The 17657-nt window shown below is 60.7% G+C and carries 16 protein-coding genes; 6 read left to right on the forward strand and 10 right to left on the reverse strand.

Annotated elements, in window-relative coordinates:
- Window positions 1-45: 45 nt before the first annotated feature.
- The 7 genes from PMI32_RS15005 to PMI32_RS14975 form a co-directional block, all read right to left on the reverse strand.
- The gene (locus PMI32_RS15005) at window positions 46-900 is read right to left on the reverse strand and encodes an alpha/beta hydrolase (RefSeq protein ID WP_008029303.1); all 855 of its coding nucleotides are present in this window, start codon (window positions 898-900) and stop codon (window positions 46-48) included.
- Entirely contained in the window at window positions 897-1703 is an 807-nt protein-coding gene (locus tag PMI32_RS15000) for an alpha/beta fold hydrolase (RefSeq protein ID WP_008029305.1), read from the reverse strand. The genes PMI32_RS15005 and PMI32_RS15000 overlap by 4 nt, the downstream gene beginning before the upstream one ends.
- Before the next feature lie 150 nt (window positions 1704-1853).
- Window positions 1854-2297, reverse strand: a complete 444-nt coding sequence (locus PMI32_RS14995; RefSeq protein ID WP_008029306.1) for a hotdog fold thioesterase — start codon at window positions 2295-2297, stop codon at window positions 1854-1856.
- A gap of 32 nt (window positions 2298-2329) precedes the next feature.
- Window positions 2330-3997 carry an AMP-binding protein gene (locus tag PMI32_RS14990; protein WP_008029307.1) on the reverse strand — a complete coding sequence of 556 codons (1668 nt, stop codon included), beginning with the start codon at window positions 3995-3997 and terminating at the stop codon, window positions 2330-2332.
- 190 nt (window positions 3998-4187) lie between these two features.
- A complete protein-coding gene (gene sixA, locus PMI32_RS14985; protein ID WP_008029308.1) occupies window positions 4188-4640 on the reverse strand; it encodes a phosphohistidine phosphatase SixA in 453 nt (150 codons plus the stop codon).
- Window positions 4637-4984 (reverse strand): DUF4389 domain-containing protein, encoded by a 348-nt coding sequence (locus tag PMI32_RS14980; RefSeq protein WP_008029309.1) that lies wholly within the window; start codon window positions 4982-4984, stop codon window positions 4637-4639. The genes sixA and PMI32_RS14980 overlap by 4 nt, the downstream gene beginning before the upstream one ends.
- Before the next feature lie 33 nt (window positions 4985-5017).
- On the reverse strand, window positions 5018-6043 hold the full coding sequence (locus PMI32_RS14975) for an NAD(P)H-dependent glycerol-3-phosphate dehydrogenase (RefSeq protein ID WP_008029310.1): 1026 nt from the start codon (window positions 6041-6043) through the stop codon (window positions 5018-5020).
- Window positions 6044-6239: 196 nt separating this feature from the next.
- On the opposite strand from PMI32_RS14975, the gene PMI32_RS14970 reads away from it, so the two are divergent.
- The 6 genes from PMI32_RS14970 to PMI32_RS14945 all read left to right on the forward strand — a co-directional run bounded on the left by PMI32_RS14970 (window position 6240) and on the right by PMI32_RS14945 (window position 13771).
- Complete coding sequence (locus PMI32_RS14970) at window positions 6240-8363, forward strand: TonB-dependent receptor plug domain-containing protein (RefSeq protein WP_008029311.1); 2124 nt, start codon at window positions 6240-6242, stop codon at window positions 8361-8363.
- Entirely contained in the window at window positions 8364-9296 is a 933-nt protein-coding gene (locus PMI32_RS14965) for an ABC transporter substrate-binding protein (protein WP_008029312.1), read from the forward strand. It abuts the gene before it with no gap.
- The gene (locus PMI32_RS14960) at window positions 9293-11194 is read left to right on the forward strand and encodes an ATP-binding protein (RefSeq protein ID WP_008029313.1); all 1902 of its coding nucleotides are present in this window, start codon (window positions 9293-9295) and stop codon (window positions 11192-11194) included. The genes PMI32_RS14965 and PMI32_RS14960 overlap by 4 nt, the downstream gene beginning before the upstream one ends.
- Before the next feature lie 247 nt (window positions 11195-11441).
- Window positions 11442-11957, forward strand: a complete 516-nt coding sequence (gene fabA / locus PMI32_RS14955; RefSeq protein ID WP_003179264.1) for a 3-hydroxyacyl-[acyl-carrier-protein] dehydratase FabA — start codon at window positions 11442-11444, stop codon at window positions 11955-11957.
- Window positions 11958-11968: 11 nt separating this feature from the next.
- A complete protein-coding gene (gene fabB, locus PMI32_RS14950) occupies window positions 11969-13189 on the forward strand; it encodes a beta-ketoacyl-ACP synthase I (protein ID WP_008029314.1) in 1221 nt (406 codons plus the stop codon).
- Window positions 13190-13582: 393 nt separating this feature from the next.
- Window positions 13583-13771 carry a hypothetical protein gene (locus PMI32_RS14945; protein WP_008029315.1) on the forward strand — a complete coding sequence of 63 codons (189 nt, stop codon included), beginning with the start codon at window positions 13583-13585 and terminating at the stop codon, window positions 13769-13771.
- 70 nt (window positions 13772-13841) lie between these two features.
- On the opposite strand, the gene PMI32_RS14940 is transcribed toward PMI32_RS14945, so the two are convergent.
- The 3 genes from PMI32_RS14940 to relA form a co-directional block, all read right to left on the reverse strand.
- Window positions 13842-14384, reverse strand: a complete 543-nt coding sequence (locus PMI32_RS14940; RefSeq protein WP_008029316.1) for a DUF2058 domain-containing protein — start codon at window positions 14382-14384, stop codon at window positions 13842-13844.
- Window positions 14385-14412: 28 nt separating this feature from the next.
- Window positions 14413-15246: a nucleoside triphosphate pyrophosphohydrolase gene (gene mazG, locus PMI32_RS14935; protein WP_032828758.1), complete on the reverse strand. Its 834-nt coding sequence runs from the start codon at window positions 15244-15246 to the stop codon at window positions 14413-14415.
- A gap of 132 nt (window positions 15247-15378) precedes the next feature.
- Window positions 15379-17622: a GTP diphosphokinase gene (gene relA, locus PMI32_RS14930; protein ID WP_008029318.1), complete on the reverse strand. Its 2244-nt coding sequence runs from the start codon at window positions 17620-17622 to the stop codon at window positions 15379-15381.
- Window positions 17623-17657: the final 35 nt, after the last annotated feature.

The raw sequence follows: 17657 nt of genomic DNA on the forward strand, positions 1-17657 counted from the left end.
TCTCCCATTTCAACCCGCCCAGCCTCGACAGTTGCCCGGCGCAAGTCAAGGAACGGCGAAGAACCGATTGAAACAGTCTGCGACAAGGTCGGCACCGGATTCGTCATTCAGGTGCAAATGATGACCGCCAGGCAGCTGTTCACGGCTAAAGGGTAGACGCTCCAGCAACTCGGGATGTTTGGCGAGCATGCCGTCGGCCGCAACGACCAGCAGCGCAGGACAACTGACGCGCTGGACGAAGGCCATGGCTTGTTCGGTGGTCAGACGCAGCGGCGATGGCAGCGTCAGACGGCTATCGGTGCGCCAGGTGTAACCGCCCGGCACTGGCATCAAGCCGCGTTGCGCCAGCAGTTCGGCGGCCTCGCGACTGACCGCCACCAGGCCTTTCATACGCGCTTCGATGGCGCGATCCAGGGTGTTGTAGACCGGTTTGCTTTTCTCCCGCAGGTCCAGTTGCGCTTGCAGGGCCATGCCCATGCGCTCGGCAGCATTTTCGCCTTTGTCTGTAGGAGGAATGATGCCGTCGATCAACGCCAGGTGCGTAACCCGCTCCGGCAGCGACCCGGCGATGATCAACGAAGCGATCGCCCCCATGGAGTGCCCCATCAGCGCAAAACGCTTCAAGCCCAGCTGTTCGGCGACTTGCAGCACGTCATGGGCGTAATCCCACATCGCGTAGCCGGCACCCGTCGGGCGATGCCCGGAATGACCGTGACCGGCCATGTCCAGCGCAATGATGCGCAGCCCTTTGAGCTTCGGCGCCAACCGGGCAAAACTGTTGGCGTTGTCCAGCCAGCCGTGCAAGGCAATCACCGGCAAACCGTCCTCGGGGCCGAACAGGTGCGCTGCCAGCTCAATGTGCGGCAGGCTCAGGCGAACTTCCTCGACGGCATGGTTCATGCGCAATCCTGCTGATGACGAGCATCCCAGCGGCTGAACAGGTTTTTCAGCAGCGTGGCGGTGTCCTGGGGACGTTCGAGGGGAAACATGTGGCCGCCGGGCATGGTCAGGGATTCGCCCAACGGCATGCGCCCGACAGAATTGGCGTGATGGCGCATCACCACTCGGCTTTTGTGCCCACGCACCACCGCCAGCGGCACTTTCAGTTGCCGTGCGCGACCGGGACTGGTGTGGGGAACGCCCCGGTAGATGCTGATTTCCGTGGCGGGGTCGAAACGCAGACGCAGTTTGTCGCCGACCTGATGCAGGCCATGTTGCAGGTAAGCATCGAAACATTCAGGGTCGAAACCGCGAAACAGCGTTTTACCGGCGAAATAACGGCGGGCACTCTCGATATCGGCGAACTCTTCGCGCCGTCCCAATGTGCGGCCGGCCGGGGTCAGGCGGTCGATAAAACCGAAACGCTTGGCCGCGAGGATCACCCATTGATCGGCGCGGGTCAGCACCGGTGAATCGAGCATCACCACGCCGCGATACAGCTCGGGACAACGCAATGCCGCATGCAGGTGCAGCACGCCGCCGAAGGAATGGCCGACGCCCCACACCGGTTCCGCCTGTTGCTTGAGGTGATGAATCAGCTCGTCGACCAGGTTGTGCCAGTTGTCATCCGCCGGGAAACGCGGGTCATGGGCATGCTGCTCCAGATGCGTCACCTGATACTCGGGCGCCAGCGCCGCGAACAACTTGCCGTAGGTCCCGGAGGGGAACCCATTGGCGTGGGCGAAAAATATCTGCTGCGACATACCGGCAAATCCATAAGCGAGAACAGGCATTGATTGTCCGCAAGACAACGTCCTTCAGCAATGACCGTAACTGCCAGGAATGATGACAGTCCGGTCACACCTGTGTTTCAGGGAACCTTGCGTACATTCCGCGGCAGAGCGGGCCGTCACTCAACGCGCCGGCGGGTTCTCCCCCAACGGCACCACCGCCATGGTCAACCGCGACACACAACTGGCCTTGCCCTCGTCGCTGGTCAACCGAATGTCCCAGACATGGGTCGTGCGCCCGATGTGAATCGGCTTGGTCACGGCTGTCACGCGACCGCTACGCAGCCCCCGCAAATGGTTGGCGTTGATCTCAAGGCCTACGCAGTAAAACTTGCTGGCATCGATGCACAGGTAACTGGCCATGGAGCCGACAGTTTCGGCCAACACCACCGAGGCACCACCGTGCAGCAAACCATACGGCTGGTGAGTGCGATGATCGATGACCATGCTCGCGGTCAGCGACTCTTCGTCGAAGGCTTCGAAGCGGATATCCAGCACTTCGCCGATGGTGTTTTTCTGAATCGCGTTCAACTGCTCGATGTTGGGAGTGGTACGCCACAAACTCATTGCACACATCCTTTGTTGGTTTTGTTCGTGGCTCAATCCTGCCACAGCACCGCTTCGCTATGCTCGCTCCATTCTTCGAACCGGGGGCCGTAAGCCGCTTCGATCACGTTGCGCTTGATCTTCAGGGTTGGCGTCAGGAAGCCGTTTTCCACGGCCCAGCTGTCTTTGACGACAACGAGCCGGCGCAGGCGCTCATGTTTGTCGAGGGCGCCGTTGACCTCTTCGAGAAGTTTTTCCAGGCTTGAATGCAGGCCGGCACGCGCGGTTCCGCCGGCGTCCTGCTGCCCGACTGCCGAGAGCACGCACAACCCCAGTGGCGCACTCAACCCATCACCGACCACGCACACTTGCTCGATGCGTGAATGCACCGCCAAACGATTTTCGATCGGCGCCGGTGCCACGTATTTGCCTTTACTGGTCTTGAAGATTTCCTTCAGGCGACCGGTCAAGCGCAGGTTGCCTTCGGCGTCCTGTTCGCCCTTATCACCGGTGCGCAGGAAGCCGTCCTCGGTGATGGTGTCGGCGGTTTTTTCCGGTTCCTTGAAATACCCGAGCATGGTTGCGCCACTGCGCACCATGACCTCGCCCGACTCGGCGATCCGCACTTCAACGTCAGGGCAAGGCTTGCCGATCCAGCCCGGTTTGTTGTCGCCGGGCCGGCCGATGTGGGAATAACCGCAGCTTTCGGTCATGCCGTAGACCTCCAGCACGTCCAGCCCGAGTTTGCGGTACCACAGCAACAACGTCTGCGGCACGGGCGCGGCGCCGGACAACGCGACGCGCAAGGCGTCCAGCCCCAACCCGGCGAGCACTTTGTGCCCTACCCGTTTGCCGATGAAGGGCAGCCCGAGCAGGAAGTCGAGGCGTTTTGCCGGGATCTTGCCGTACACGCCCATCTGGAATTTGGTCCAGATGCGTGGCACGCCGAACAGCGCAGTCGGCCGCGCACGCTGCAAATCAGTCAGGAAGGTGTCGAGGCTCTCGGCAAAGAACACGGTTTGCCCGGTGTAGATGGACGCCAGTTCGACGAACATGCGTTCGGCGACGTGGCACAACGGCAGGTAGGACAGCAACCGATCCGACTCATTGAGGCCGAACAACTGCGTGCCACGGGTGGTGGCGAACCCCAGATTGCCGAAGCTGTGCATGACGCCTTTAGGCATGCCGGTGGTGCCGGAGGTGTAAATGATGGTCGCCAGTTGGTCAGCGGCAGGTTTGGGGTCGTCCTGGATCGGTGAGCAGGCTTGCAGGTCGGCCCAGCTGAATTCGAAGGTGCCCGGCGGGTGCAACGGCAGGCTGATGGTCGGCAAGTCGGGATTGACCCCGCGGGACATGCCGGGCCAGTCATCGAGTTTGCCGATGAACGCCAGCGCCGCTTCGGAGTGTTCGAGTACTTGTGCGACGGATTCGGCAGTGAGGTTCGGGTACAAAGGCACCGACACATGCCCGGCCATCCAGATCGCCAGGTCGGCGATGATCCAGTGGGCGCAGTTTTTCGAGATCAGGGCGATGTGGCTGCCTTGCGGAAGTTCACGGGCGCGCAGCCAGTGCGCGGCGCAGCGAGCCTGATGGCCGACGTCTTCCCAGGTCAGGGTCTCGACCTGGCCACCACCCGTGGGCTGGACCAGAAAGCGTTGGCGGGGATGACGGGCTTCGCGTTCGTAGAAGACGTCCAGCGGCAAACGAAAAGCAGCAGACATGCGACTCGCTCCTTTATTTTTGGTCTGGAGCAAGCGTAGTCAACCAAGCGGTTGCTTGGTTGACTATTTCATTACAAAAAATCAGTAACGCAGCCGAACACTGTAGGAGCGAGGCTTGCCCGCGAAGGGGTCCTTGAAGGAGTTAAAAGCTTCGCGGGCAAGCCTCGCTCCTACAAAAGCAAAACAATCGTTACGGGTGCTTGAGGCTGTTGAGCTTCATCGATCCGATCAACAACTCATTGTGCTCAAGTTCGGCCAGGCCGGCGGTGCTGACTTTTTCCGGTGGATAGCCGGCGCCATGTTGCAGGTAGCTCAACAAGTTACCCACCAGCGGGTTGTGACTGACCAAAAGGACGTCACTCACCGACACCAACTGCTCGGCCACTTTGTCCGGGTCGGTTTCCGGGGTCAGCCAGTCGACTGTACGAATCTCCGGCTCGAAGCCCAGAGTCTCACGGACCAGTTGCGCAGTTTCCTGCGCTCGCAGGTAAGGGCTGGCATAGATCGCGGTGACGGGCTGCCCCATCAACCGCGCAGCACTGCGCAGCACTTCTTCACGACCGTGGGTAGTCAATGCCCGCTCGGAGTCCGGACGCGAGCCGTAAGGCTCGGCTTCCCCATGACGCAATACCCAGAGTTTCATAGCTTGGGTTCCTCATCTCGGGCCGGATGCGGCGCAGGCGCCACGACGTGTGGCGCTTCACCTTCCGGTGTACGCGGCGTCGGCCAGTCGGCGAACGGCCAGGGTTTCTGGTCGCTGTGAAACGTGCCGAAACGACCGATCTGCGCCAGGAACTGGCTCAGGCTGTCGCCGAAATTCATCAGGCTGGCGCTCGGGGCGCCATAGATCAAACGATAGACCAGTTGCACCAGCACCACGGCGCCGAGGATGAACTGCGCCACCTGCCAGACCAGCAGGAAGACGATCATCCACAACACCCGCAGCAGGATGGATTCGTATTGGGCTTCTGTTTTCGGATCGTTCATGTCTCGCTCTCCTGCTCCTTATGAGGAGCGTGATCAGTTAAAACCACTGGTGGAAATAAAGTCGACGTCGGTTTTCGGTTCGCCACGCATCAGCAGTTCAATGACCTGATTCAGCGTGCGCCCTTCGAACAGGATCGCGTGCAGCCCGGCGACCAGCGGCATGTAGACGCCAACTTCCTGGGCCTTGGCCTTGAGCACTTTCAAGGTGTTCACGCCTTCGGCGACTTCGCCCAAGCGTGTCACCGCGTCTTCCAGGCTCAAGCCCTGACCAAGGGCGAAGCCGACCTGATAGTTACGGCTTTTCGGCGACGAACAGGTGACGATCAAGTCGCCTACCCCGGCCAGTCCCAGAAAGGTCATGGGGTTGGCGCCCTGATTCACCGCGAAGCGGGTCATTTCCGCCAGCGCCCGAGTGATCAGCATGCTCTTGGTGTTTTCGCCCATGCCCAGCGCCACCGCCATGCCGGCGATGATCGCGTAGACGTTTTTCAGCGCCCCGCCCAACTCCACGCCGAAACGGTCGGCGCTGGCGTACACGCGAAAGGTGCGCCCGTGCAGCGCTTCCTGAACCCGTTGGCAGAGTTCTTCGTCTTCGCTGGCGACTACCGTGGCGGTCAGCGCGTGCTCGGCGATTTCACGGGCCAGGTTCGGGCCGGACAGCACGCCGATGCGCGCTTGCGGGGCGATTTCTTCGAGGATCTCGCTCATCAGTTTAAAGGTGTGGGCTTCGATGCCTTTGGTCAGGCTCACCAGCAACTTGCCGCTCAAGCGATCGGCGTGCGGAACCAGCACCGCACGCAGCGCGCTGGAAGGCAGCGCGACAAAACACAGATCGCAGGCGTCCAGCGTGGCTTGCAGGTCGGTGACCGCTTCCACTCCCGGCAGAATCTTGATGCCCTTGAGGTAACGCGGATTCTCGCGATTGACCCGAATGGCCTCGGCCTGCTCGGGGTCACGCATCCACTGCCGGACCTGATGCCCGTTCTCGGCCAGCAGATTAGCCACGGCGGTACCAAAACTTCCGCCTCCCAGGACCGCAATTGGGCGCTGTTCAGTCATATGCAATCCGTTAATCCATACCAATGGCGATGTCGGCATTATACGGAGCGGCCCAGTGGCGGCCAGCCCCCGCGTCAATTACCGGCACTTGTAGAAAGAAGACGGATAAATCCGAGGAAAATGCCGGCATCGTGACTGAAAAAGTCGACCCGCTCGGTTAACATGCGCGCCCATTAATCGCTATCAAGGATGTGTTGTGTCGTTTGGCCCCGCTGCACCTCGCTCTCCGCTGGTCCTGGCGCTGATATTCAGCCCGCCATTGCTGGCCGACGACCTGTTTCTCGACAACGAGCCGGTGCCGCAAGTGCTGACGGCTACGCGTCTTAAACAGTCGCCGGCGGCGGTTCCGGGAAGCATGACGGTGATCGACAGCGAACTGATCAACGCCAGTGGTGCCCGTGACATCAGTGAATTGCTGCGGCTGGTGCCGGGGATGATGGTCGGCAACATCAGCGGCAATCAGGCGGCGGTGAACTATCACGGCACCAACGCCAGCGAAGCGCGGCGCATGCAGGTGCTGATCGACGGGCGCTCGGTGTACCGCGCCGGCCTGGCCACGGTCGACTGGAGCGACATTCCGGTGGCCATGGAAGACATCGAACGCATCGAGGTTTTCCGCGGCCCGAACACGGTCAGCTATGGCGCCAATGCGTTGATGGCGGTGGTCAACATCATCACCCGCAACCCGGCCGACAGCCATGGTACGCGGGTCAAAGTCACCCGTGGCCAGCGCGGCATCGATGACTTTTACGCCAGTCAGGGCGTGGGTTGGGACGGTGGCGACATGCGCCTGTCGCTGTCCGGCCAGCAGGACGACGGCTTTGACTCGGACCACAGCGGCGCCGATTACCGCGACAGCCGCCGCTTGAACCGCTTCAACCTCGCCGTCAGCCAGGCGCTCAACGAACAGCAAAGCCTCGATTGGCAATTGAATGCCAAGGACGGCAGCAACCAGCGGCCTTATACCTACCGCCCGGTGTTTTCGGGGATTACCGCCGCCGGGAACAATTCCGACGTTGTGGCCAAGGACTATGCCGGTTCCCTGCGCTGGAACCTCGATGTAAATCCTGATCACAGCCTTTATATCCAGGGCTCGGCCCAGCACTGGGATCGTCAGCAGACCTGGCGCGCCTGCGACGCCGAGGTTTCGTTCAGCCCTGAACTGACCGAGCTCTGGCAGCTCAATCCGAATTACACCGAGCGCCTGGCGCGCAATATCGAGCGTTACATCGGCCTCGGCGCACCGTCCGGCACGCCGGCAGAAAAAGCCTTGGCCAGTAAAGTGCTGGATCAGTGGCGCAACGGCGCCCGCCAAACCTTGTGCGGCGACATCGACCAGAGCACCCGCGAGACACGCTACGACCTCGAACTGCAAGACACCCTCAGCCTGTCCGACAGTCTGCGACTGGTCAGCGGCCTGAACTATCGTTACGACCGGGCAGATTCCGAGACCTACTTCAATGGCACGCTCGACGACACGACATGGCGCGCGTTCGGCCAGCTCGAGTGGCGTGCCAGCGAACACTGGCTGTTACAGGGCGGTGCAATGTTCGAAGACACGCAATTGATCGGCAGCTCGCTGACACCGCGCGTGGCGGTCAACTATCTGATCAATCCGCGCCACGGTTTGCGTGCGGTGTATTCGGAAGCCATCCGCTCGCCGGACATGTTCGAGAACAACGTCAACTGGAGTTACCGGGTGACCAACCTGCAACCCGCTGCCTACGGCCAGAACAGCGCCCGCTATTTCGTCAAGACCCGCGGTCCCGGCAATCTCGACCAGGAACACATGCGCTCGCGGGAACTGGGCTACAACGGCTACTTCGCCGAGTGGAGGCTGGCGGTGGACGTGAAGGTATTTCACGACGAAATCACCGGCATGATCAGCGAGCCGCTACGCAACAATCAGTACATCGCCAGCAACGCCAACAGCTCGCGCTTCACCGGTACGGAAACCCAGCTCGACTGGCGGCTGAGCAGTGCCGATCGCTTGCGCCTGACCTACGCCTATGTCGATGCCGAGGCGAGCAACCCGCTGGATGCGCAACAGACCGCGCGCAACAGTGGCTCCGCCGGTTGGCTGCGCGATTGGGGCCACGGCTGGAACAGCGCGCTCTTCTACTATGGTGACGACGCGCTCAACGGCTATCGCTTTGAGCGGGTCGACACGCGCATCGCCAAGCGCGTTGGCCTGGGCAAGGCCAGCCTGGAACTGGCCGGCGTCCTCCAACAGCGCCTCGACAACCAACCCACGACGTTCATCGACAACCGCTACGACGAGCGGCGAGTGCTCTACTTCAGCGCGGAGCTGGCGTTCTAAATGTTGCGCTCTCTATCACGGATTATGCCAAACCCTGGCCGCCTGCTGGCCGGGTTGTGCCTGGTGTTTGCCGGGTGGCTGGGTAGCCTTTCGGTCAACGCTGCCGAAATACTGCTGACCGGCGCCGAAGACAGCGCGGGCATGCAGTCTTTCGCCAAGGCCCTGAGCGACCTGCGCCCGGCTGACAACGTTCGTTTTCAGCCACTGGCCAATCTGCCGACACCGGACAAGTTACCCGCCGGCACCCGGTTGATCCTGCTGGATCTGCCGAGCCTCGACTGGCGCCTGCAAGACGCCCGAGGCCCGGCGACGCTGGTGCTGCGCATCAGCCGCCTGCAAGCCCGTCAACGCCTGGGGGCAACTGTGCCGGCGCATTTGAGCCTGTTGTGGAGCGATCCACCGCTGGATCGGCAATTACGCCTGACCCGAATCCTGTTGCCTCAGGTCAAACGGGTCGGGGTGCTTTACGACAGCCACAGCGAATTCCTCCTGGGCGAACTGCGCGAGATCGCCAAGCCCCTGGGTTTCGAAATCGTCACCGAGCGCTGGGACAATACCCATGACAGCCGACCGTTGCAGACACTGCTGAAAAACAGTGACGTGCTGCTGGGCCTCGATGATCCCGACCTGTACAACCCCAAAACCGCGAAAAACCTGCTGCTCAGCAGCTACACACGGCAAACCGCACTGATCGGCCCCAACGCCGGGTTCGTCAAGGCCGGAAGCCTGACCAGCACCTACAGCGACCAGAGCGACTGGCTGGCGATTCTCGACGATCTGCTCGACCGGCCACCGGCCACGTGGCCGCGCACGCACTACGCCAATCGCTTCAAAGTGTTGAGTAACCCACAAGTGGCTCGTTCGTTAGGCATTGAACAGATTAATGAAGCGTTGGTCGCAACACAGCTGGCCGAAGGAGAACGCCGCCCATGACTTTCCGTCGTCGTTGGGACATCAACACGCGAACCCAGATCATCAGCCTCGGCCCTGCCCTGCTGCTGACCTTGCTGCTGATCAGTTTTTTCACCTTCGTGCGGATCCAGGACCTGCGTCAGGAGCTCAATCACACCGGCCAACTGATCGCCAACCAACTGGCGCCGGCCGCCGAGTACGGGGTGATTTCCGGCAACAACGAGGTGCTTGAAAGTTTGCTCAAGGCCACCCTGGCCACGCCCAATGTGCGCTTTCTGGAAGTCCAGGACAGCGCCAACCGGATTCTGGTGTACGTCGAGCATCCCTCGGAAACCTACACCCGCTCGCAGCAGGTCGAAGTGTTCCAGGCGCCGGTGCGCTTGCAACGCATCGCACTACACAATGATTTCTTCCAGGGCAGCAAAGCCACTGGCGCCGCCCCCGCCGAGGATTATCTGGGGCGGGTGATCGTCGGCCTGTCGAACGATGCCTTCAGCAAGCGCCAACAGGAAATCCTCTTCAAGGCCGGTGTCCTCGCGCTGTTCGCCCTGCTGTTCACTTTCCTGATTGCCCGGCGCCTGGCCGGCAGCCTGTCGCAGCCGATCCGCGACATCGGCAACGCGGTCAAGGCGATCCAGAGCGGCGACTACAAAACGCCATTGCCGATTGTCGACGACACCGAACTCGGCGCGCTGTCGCAGCACATCAACAACCTCGCCAGCGGTCTGGAACAGGCCAGCCGCGAACAGCATCAGGCCATGGCGCAGTTGATCCAGACGCGCGAAGAGGCGGAAAAAGCCAACAACGCCAAATCGGACTTCCTGGCGATGATGAGCCATGAATTGCGCACACCGATGAATGGCGTGCTCGGCATGCTGCAACTGCTGGAAACCACCGATATGACCGCGGAGCAGGTCGAGTACGCGGCGCTGGCCTCGGAGTCCACCGAGCACTTGCTCAAAGTCATCAACGACATTCTCGACTTCTCGCGCATTGAACGTTCGGAGCTGGAACTGGAGCACATCCCGTTCAACCTCGCGGACCTGATCGGCAGTTGCGCCCAGTCGTTCTCGCACAGCGCGATGCAGCGCGGGCTCGACCTGGCGTTGCTGATTCCCGAGGACATGCGTGACTTGCAGGTGCAGGGCGACCCGACGCGGATCCGGCAAATCCTGGTGAACCTGGTGGGCAATGCGCTGAAGTTCACCGAAAAAGGACGCGTCAGCATCGAGCCGCAGTGGCAGTCGCTGGATCACGAGTTGTTGTGGTTCACCTGCACCGTGCGCGACAGCGGGATTGGCATCTCGGCCGAAAGCCTGGAATTGATGTTCAACGCGTTCCAGCAGGCCGACAGTTCTATTTCAAGGCGTTACGGCGGCACCGGGCTAGGACTGCCGATTGCCCGCACCCTGGCAGAACGCATGGGCGGAACCTTGCGCGCCCAGAGCGAGGAAGGTCGCGGCTCGGTGTTCACCCTGGAAATCCCGCTGGCGCTGTATAAACAGAAGCTGCCGGTACTGACACCGCGCACACCGACCGGCAGCGGTGATGGTGAGGGGCGCAATGTGCTGTTGGTCGAGGACAACCCGGTCAACCAGACCGTTATCGAAGCAATGTTGCGCAGTCTGGGCTTTACTGTCAGCGTCGCCACCGATGGCGCTCAAGCGGTGCGAAGTGCCGAAAGTCTGATTTTCGAAGCGATTCTGATGGACTGCCGACTGCCGATCATTGACGGCTACGAGGCCACCCGCCAGATCCGCCAATTACCCGGCTGCACTGACCTGCCGATCATCGCGCTGACCGCCAACGCCTTGCAGGGCGACCGCGAAGCCTGTTTATCGGCGGGAATGAACGATTACCTGGCCAAGCCCTTCAAACGCACTGATCTGCAGCAGATTCTGCAGCGATGGGTGCAGTAGTGCAGGCCTTTCGACCATCTGCGACTGGCGTGAAAGGCGAAAGTGCGGCAGTCTTAGGCACCCGAACAGGCCCGAAAAGGGGCTTGAATAATAATTTCAGTGCACAAGTGTACATTCATGTCCTTGGTGCTGTGACTTTCACCACAACGCAATAGTCTATGAGTAGGCTGCCGATTCGAGGCATGAACGCTTCGATCGGTCGGGAAGATTTGCCCCACCTGCCGCATGGGACTATTGAGGAGCTCGCATGACCAAACAAAACGCCTTTACTCGGGAAGACCTGCTGCGCTGCAGTCGCGGTGAGCTGTTCGGCCCAGGTAACGCGCAACTGCCCGCCCCGAACATGCTGATGGTGGATCGCATCACCCTGATCAGCGAAGAAGGCGGCAAGTACGGCAAAGGTGAATTGGTCGCCGAGCTGGATATCACTCCGGATCTGTGGTTTTTCGCCTGTCACTTCGAAGGTGACCCGGTGATGCCAGGCTGCCTGGGCCTCGACGCCATGTGGCAACTGGTCGGTTTCTTCCTCGGCTGGCAAGGCCTGCCGGGCCGTGGCCGCGCCCTGGGTTCGGGCGAAGTGAAGTTCTTTGGTCAGGTTCTGCCGACCGCGAAGAAAGTGACCTATAACATTCATATCAAGCGCGTCCTCAAAGGCAAGCTGAACCTGGCCATCGCCGATGGTTCGGTGACTGTCGACGGTCGCGAGATCTACACCGCCGAAGGCCTTCGGGTCGGCGTTTTCACCTCCACTGACAACTTCTAAGGGTTATCCGCATGCGCCGCGTCGTTATCACTGGTCTGGGCATCGTTTCGTGCCTGGGCAATGACAAAGAGACCGTCTCCGCTAACCTGCGTGCAAGCCGCCCTGGCATCCGGTTCAACCCGGAATATGCCGAAATGGGTCTGCGTAGCCAGGTTTCCGGCTCCATCGACCTTCCCCTCGAAGAACTGATCGATCGCAAGATCTATCGCTTCGTCGGCCACGCGGCGGCTTACGCCTATCTGGCCATGAAAGACGCCATCGCCGACTCCGGTCTGACCGATGAGCAAGTCTCCAACCCGCGTACCGGCCTGATCGCCGGTTCCGGTGGCGCCTCCACGCTGAACCAGATGGAAGCGCTGGACATCCTGCGCGAGAAAGGCGTGAAGCGCGTTGGTCCATACCGCGTAACGCGGACCATGGGCAGCACTGTTTCCGCCTGCCTGGCCACGCCATTCCAGATCAAGGGCGTGAACTACTCGATCTCCTCCGCCTGCGCCACCAGTGCTCACTGCATCGGTACTGCGGTCGAGCAGATCCAGTTGGGCAAACAGGACATCGTATTTGCCGGTGGCGGTGAAGAAGAACATTGGAGCCAGTCGTTCCTGTTCGACGCCATGGGCGCCCTGTCCACCCAGTACAACGAAACCCCGGAAAAGGCCTCCCGCGCCTACGACGCCAAGCGTGACGGTTTCGTCATCGCCGGCGGTGGCGGCATGGTGGTGGTCGAGGAGCTGGAACACGCTCTGGCTCGCGGCGCGAAAATCTACGCGGAAATCGTTGGCTACGGCGCAACTTCCGACGGCTACGACATGGTTGCCCCGAGCGGTGAAGGCGCCATCCGTTGCATGCAGATGGCCATGTCCACCGTTGACGCACCTATCGACTACCTGAACACCCACGGTACCTCGACTCCGGTCGGCGACACCAAGGAAATGGAAGGCGTGCGTGCGGTATTCGGCGACAAGGCTCCGGCCATCAGCTCTACCAAGAGCCTGTCCGGTCACTCCCTGGGCGCCGCCGGCGTTCACGAAGCGATCTACTGCCTGCTGATGATGGAAGGCAACTTCATGGCGGGTTCCGCCAACATCGACGAGCTGGACCCGGCGGTGGCAGACATGCCGATCCTGACCAAGACTCGCGAAGACGTCGCCTTCAACACCGTGATGAGCAACAGCTTCGGCTTCGGTGGTACCAACGCCACTTTGGTACTGAAGCGCTGGCAGGGTAAGTAATACCCCACCGCTACGCTGCACACAAAAACGCCCCGACTGGTTCGGGGCGTTTTTTTATACCTGAACAAAAGGCACAACACACAACCTGTAGGAGCTGGCTTGCCAGCGATTGCGGTGGGTCAGCCAACATTAATGCTGATCTGCATACGTCATCGCCGGCAAGCCGGCTCCTACAGGTTTTGTGTATGGCGAACTGGCTGGAAACATGAAGCTTTTGTCATGAAACTCAAAGCCCTGCGACCGAATGTCGCGTATTACGCGGGCTGCAGCACTTTTGCAGAATTCACAAGAGTGCGTTACCAAACGCAGTCGTTTACTTAGCAAGCTAACCAAACATATAACTGAGTCCTGCACACGCCTTGCTGCAGATATCACAGAGATTGGAGCTAGCAGATGACTGTTAAAGTAACTGAACGCGACGATTCACATAAATCCCACGAAGGCGTAGCCGCCGGCATCCGGATCTGGGACGTGCACCAACAAGGCATGTTGGTAGGGATGTTCCACTCCGAAACCGACGCCCACAGCTACAAGACCGAACTGGAAACACTGGAGCAGCAACGAGAGCTCCGATCCGCATAAGCAACGACAGCATTGAAAACGACAAACCCCGCCATGAGCGGGGTTTGTCGTTGTAGCAGTCGTTAACCGCTTACCACATCAGATCATCAGGAATCTGATAGGCCGCGTACGGATCGTCTTCAGCTGCCGCTTCTTCGGTCTGCACATTCAGCTGCACGATGCGCTGCGGATCGCGCTCCTGGATCTTCAGGGCCGCCTCGCGCGGGATCACTTCGTAGCCGCCGGCATGGTGCACGATCGCCAGCGAACCGTTGCTGAGCTTGTTGCGCATCAGCGCGTTGACCGACAGGCGCTTGACCTTCTTGTCGTCAACGAAGTTGTAGTAGTCCTCGGTGGTCAGCTTCGGCAGGCGCGAGACTTCGATCAATTGCTTGACCTGCGCGGCACGGGCCTTGGCCTCGGCCTTCTCTTGCTGCTGACGGTTCAGCTCCTGGTCACGCTTGACCTTCTCGGCCATTGCTTCCTGCGCCAGACGCTGCTGGGTGTCGTCCTGCTCGATCTGACCTTTATGGACCAGACGCTGCTGCTTCTGCTTCTCTTTGCCGACCTGTTTGGCCTGCTTTTGGTTGACCAGCCCTGCCTTTAGCAACTGGTCGCGAAGGGAAATGCTCATGGTGCTTATTTCTCACTTAGGCCACTGCTCAACCGCAGCTGGGCAAATTCTTTTCCTGACGTTTGGCTTCGCCCCACAAGGCGTCCAACTCTTCGAGGGTGCAATCTTCTATGGGACGGTGGGTGTCGCGCAATGCCTGTTCGATAAAACGGAAGCGTCTTTCGAATTTGCTGTTGGCACCGCGCAAGGCGGTTTCCGGATCGACCTTTAAATGACGCGCCAGATTGACCACGGAAAACAGCAGGTCACCGACTTCATCGGCAATCGCTGCCGAGTCATTGTCGGCCATGGCTTCGAGCACTTCATCGAGCTCTTCGCGGACCTTGTCCAGCACCGGCAACGCATCCGGCCAGTCGAAACCGACCTGCCCTGCGCGCTTTTGCAACTTGGCCGAACGGGATAACGCCGGCAACGCGGCGGGCACGTCGTCGAGCAAGGACAGTTGTTGCGGCGCCGCGGATTTCTCGGCGCGCTCCTCTGCCTTGATTTCTTCCCAGCGTTGCTTGACCTGCTCTTCACTCAGACGCGGAACATCCAGCGGCGCGTACAGATCGCCGGTGGGGAACACGTGGGGATGACGACGGATCAACTTGCGGGTGATGCTGTCGATGACGCCGGCAAATTCGAAGCGCCCTTCTTCCCGGGCCAGTTGGCTGTAATAAACCACCTGGAACAGCAAATCGCCCAGCTCACCCTGCAAGTGATCGAAGTCTCCACGCTCGATGGCGTCGGCGACTTCGTAGGCTTCCTCAAGGGTGTGCGGGACGATGGTCGCGTAGGTTTGCTTGATATCCCACGGGCAGCCGAACTGCGGGTCGCGCAGACGGCTCATCAGGTGCAGCAAATCTTCAAGGCTGTACATCATTTATCTCTCACCATAAAACCCTGTGGGAGCGGGCTTGCTCGCGAATGGGGCGTGCCAGACGGCATAAATGTCGACTGACACTCCCTCTTCGCGAGCAAGCCCGCTCCCACATTGGATCGGCGCCGGTTATCACGGCGTACGGTTACGCCGGGTTTCGATGATGTTCGGCAACTGGGATATCCGCCCCAGCAACCGCCCAAGTGCATCCAGCCCCGGAATCTCGATGGTCAGGGACATCAACGCGGTGTTGTCCTCTTTGTTCGAGCGGGTGTTGACCGCCAGCACGTTGATCCGCTCGTTGAGCAGCACTTGCGAGACGTCACGCAGCAAACCGGAACGGTCGTAGGCACGGATGATGATGTCCACCGGATAGGTGAGCACCGGCACCGGCCCCCAGCTGACCTGGATGATCCGCTCAGGCTCGCGGCCGGCCAGTTGCAGCACCGAGGCGCAGTCCTGACGGTGAATGCTCACGCCACGGCCCTGGGTGATGTAACCGACGATGGCATCGCCCGGCAACGGCTGGCAGCAGCCCGCCATTTGCGTCATCAGGTTGCCGACGCCCTGGATCTGAATGTCGCCGCGTTTGCCCGGTTTGTAGCCGGTGGCCTTGCGCGGAATCAGTTCCAGCTGCTCGTTGCCGCGTTCCGGCTCGACCAGTTGCTGCGCCAGGTTCACCAGTTGCGCCAGGCGCAAATCGCCTGCGCCCAACGCGGCGAACATGTCCTCGGCGGTTTTCATGTTGGCCTTGTCGGCCAGCTTGTCGAAATCCACCGCCGGCAAGCCAAGGCGACTGAGTTCGCGTTCGAGCAGGGTTTTACCGGCCGCGACGTTCTGATCGCGCGCCTGCAACTTGAACCAGTGAACGATCTTCGCCCGCGCCCGCGAGGTGGTGATGTAACCCAGGTTCGGGTTCAGCCAGTCGCGGCTCGGGGTGCCGTGCTTGCTGGTGATGATCTCGACTTGCTCACCGGTTTGCAGGCTGTAGTTGAGCGGTACGATGCGCCCGTTGATCTTCGCGCCACGGCAGTTGTGACCGATCTCGGTGTGCACGCGGTAGGCGAAGTCCAGCGGCGTCGCGCCTTTCGGCAAGTCGATGGCGTGACCGTCGGGGGTGAAGATGTACACCCGGTCCGGCTCGATATCGACCCGCAGCTGTTCCGCCAGACCGCCGATGTCGCCCAACTCTTCGTGCCACTCGAGCACCTGACGCAGCCAGGAGATTTTCTCTTCGTAGTGGTTGGAGCCGGACTTGACGTCGGTGCCCTTGTAGCGCCAGTGCGCGCAAACGCCCAGCTCGGCCTCTTCGTGCATGGAATGGGTGCGGATCTGCACTTCCAGCACCTTGCCCTCAGGCCCGATCACCGCCGTGTGCAACGAGCGGTAGCCGTTCTCTTTCGGGTTGGCGATGTAGTCGTCGAATTCTTTCGGGATGTGCCGCCACAAGGTGTGGACGATGCCGAGCGCGGTGTAGCAGTCGCGCATTTCCGGCACCAGCACGCGAACGGCGCGAACGTCGTAGATCTGGCTGAACTCCAGACCCTTGCGTTGCATTTTGCGCCAGATCGAATAGATGTGTTTGGCCCGGCCGCTGATGTCGGCATCAACGCCGGTGGCCTGCAATTCGACTTTCAGCTGGTTCATCACATCGGCGATGAAACGCTCGCGATCCAGGCGCCGCTCGTGCAGCAACTTAGCGATCTGCTTGTACTGATCGGGCTCGAGGTAGCGGAAGGACAAGTCCTCCAGTTCCCACTTGATGTGACCGATGCCGAGACGGTGGGCGAGCGGCGCGTAGATGTCGAAGACTTCCCGGGCGACGCGGTTGCGCTTCTCGTCGTCGGCGGTTTTCACCGCACGGATCGCGCAGGTGCGTTCGGCCAGTTTGATCAGCGCGACGCGCACGTCGTCGACCATGGCCACGAGCATCTTGCGCAGGTTTTCCACCTGGCCCTGAGTGCCCATCACCATGGATTTACGCGGGCTCAGGCTATCGCTGATCGCCGCCATGCGTTGCACGCCGTCGATGAGTTTGGCCACCACGGGACCAAAGCGCTGGCTGACCGCCGGCAACTGGATCTGACCTTCGCGCACGCCTCGGTACAAGACCGCAGCGACCAGCGAATCCTGATCGAGCTTGAGGTCGGCGAGGATCTCGGCAATTTCAAGGCCGGTGCGGAAACTGGAGTTTCCCTCGGACCACAAATTCTTCGCCGCATTGGCTTGTTGTTCTGCCTCGCGAGCGTACTCGCAGGCTTCTTTCAAGGCTTCGCGATCCAGTGCCAGATCGACACTGACCGCATGATCGAGCCAAGCCTCGAGATTGATACTGCCGTCGGTGTTGATCGGCTGGTGTGCTCTCACCTGTACCATCTTGCTTACCTTCCCTACGACGCAGATTCAATGCG

The organism is Pseudomonas sp. GM60 (genome assembly GCF_000282415.1).
GTDB classification, from domain to species: Bacteria; Pseudomonadota; Gammaproteobacteria; order Pseudomonadales; family Pseudomonadaceae; genus Aquipseudomonas; species Aquipseudomonas migulae.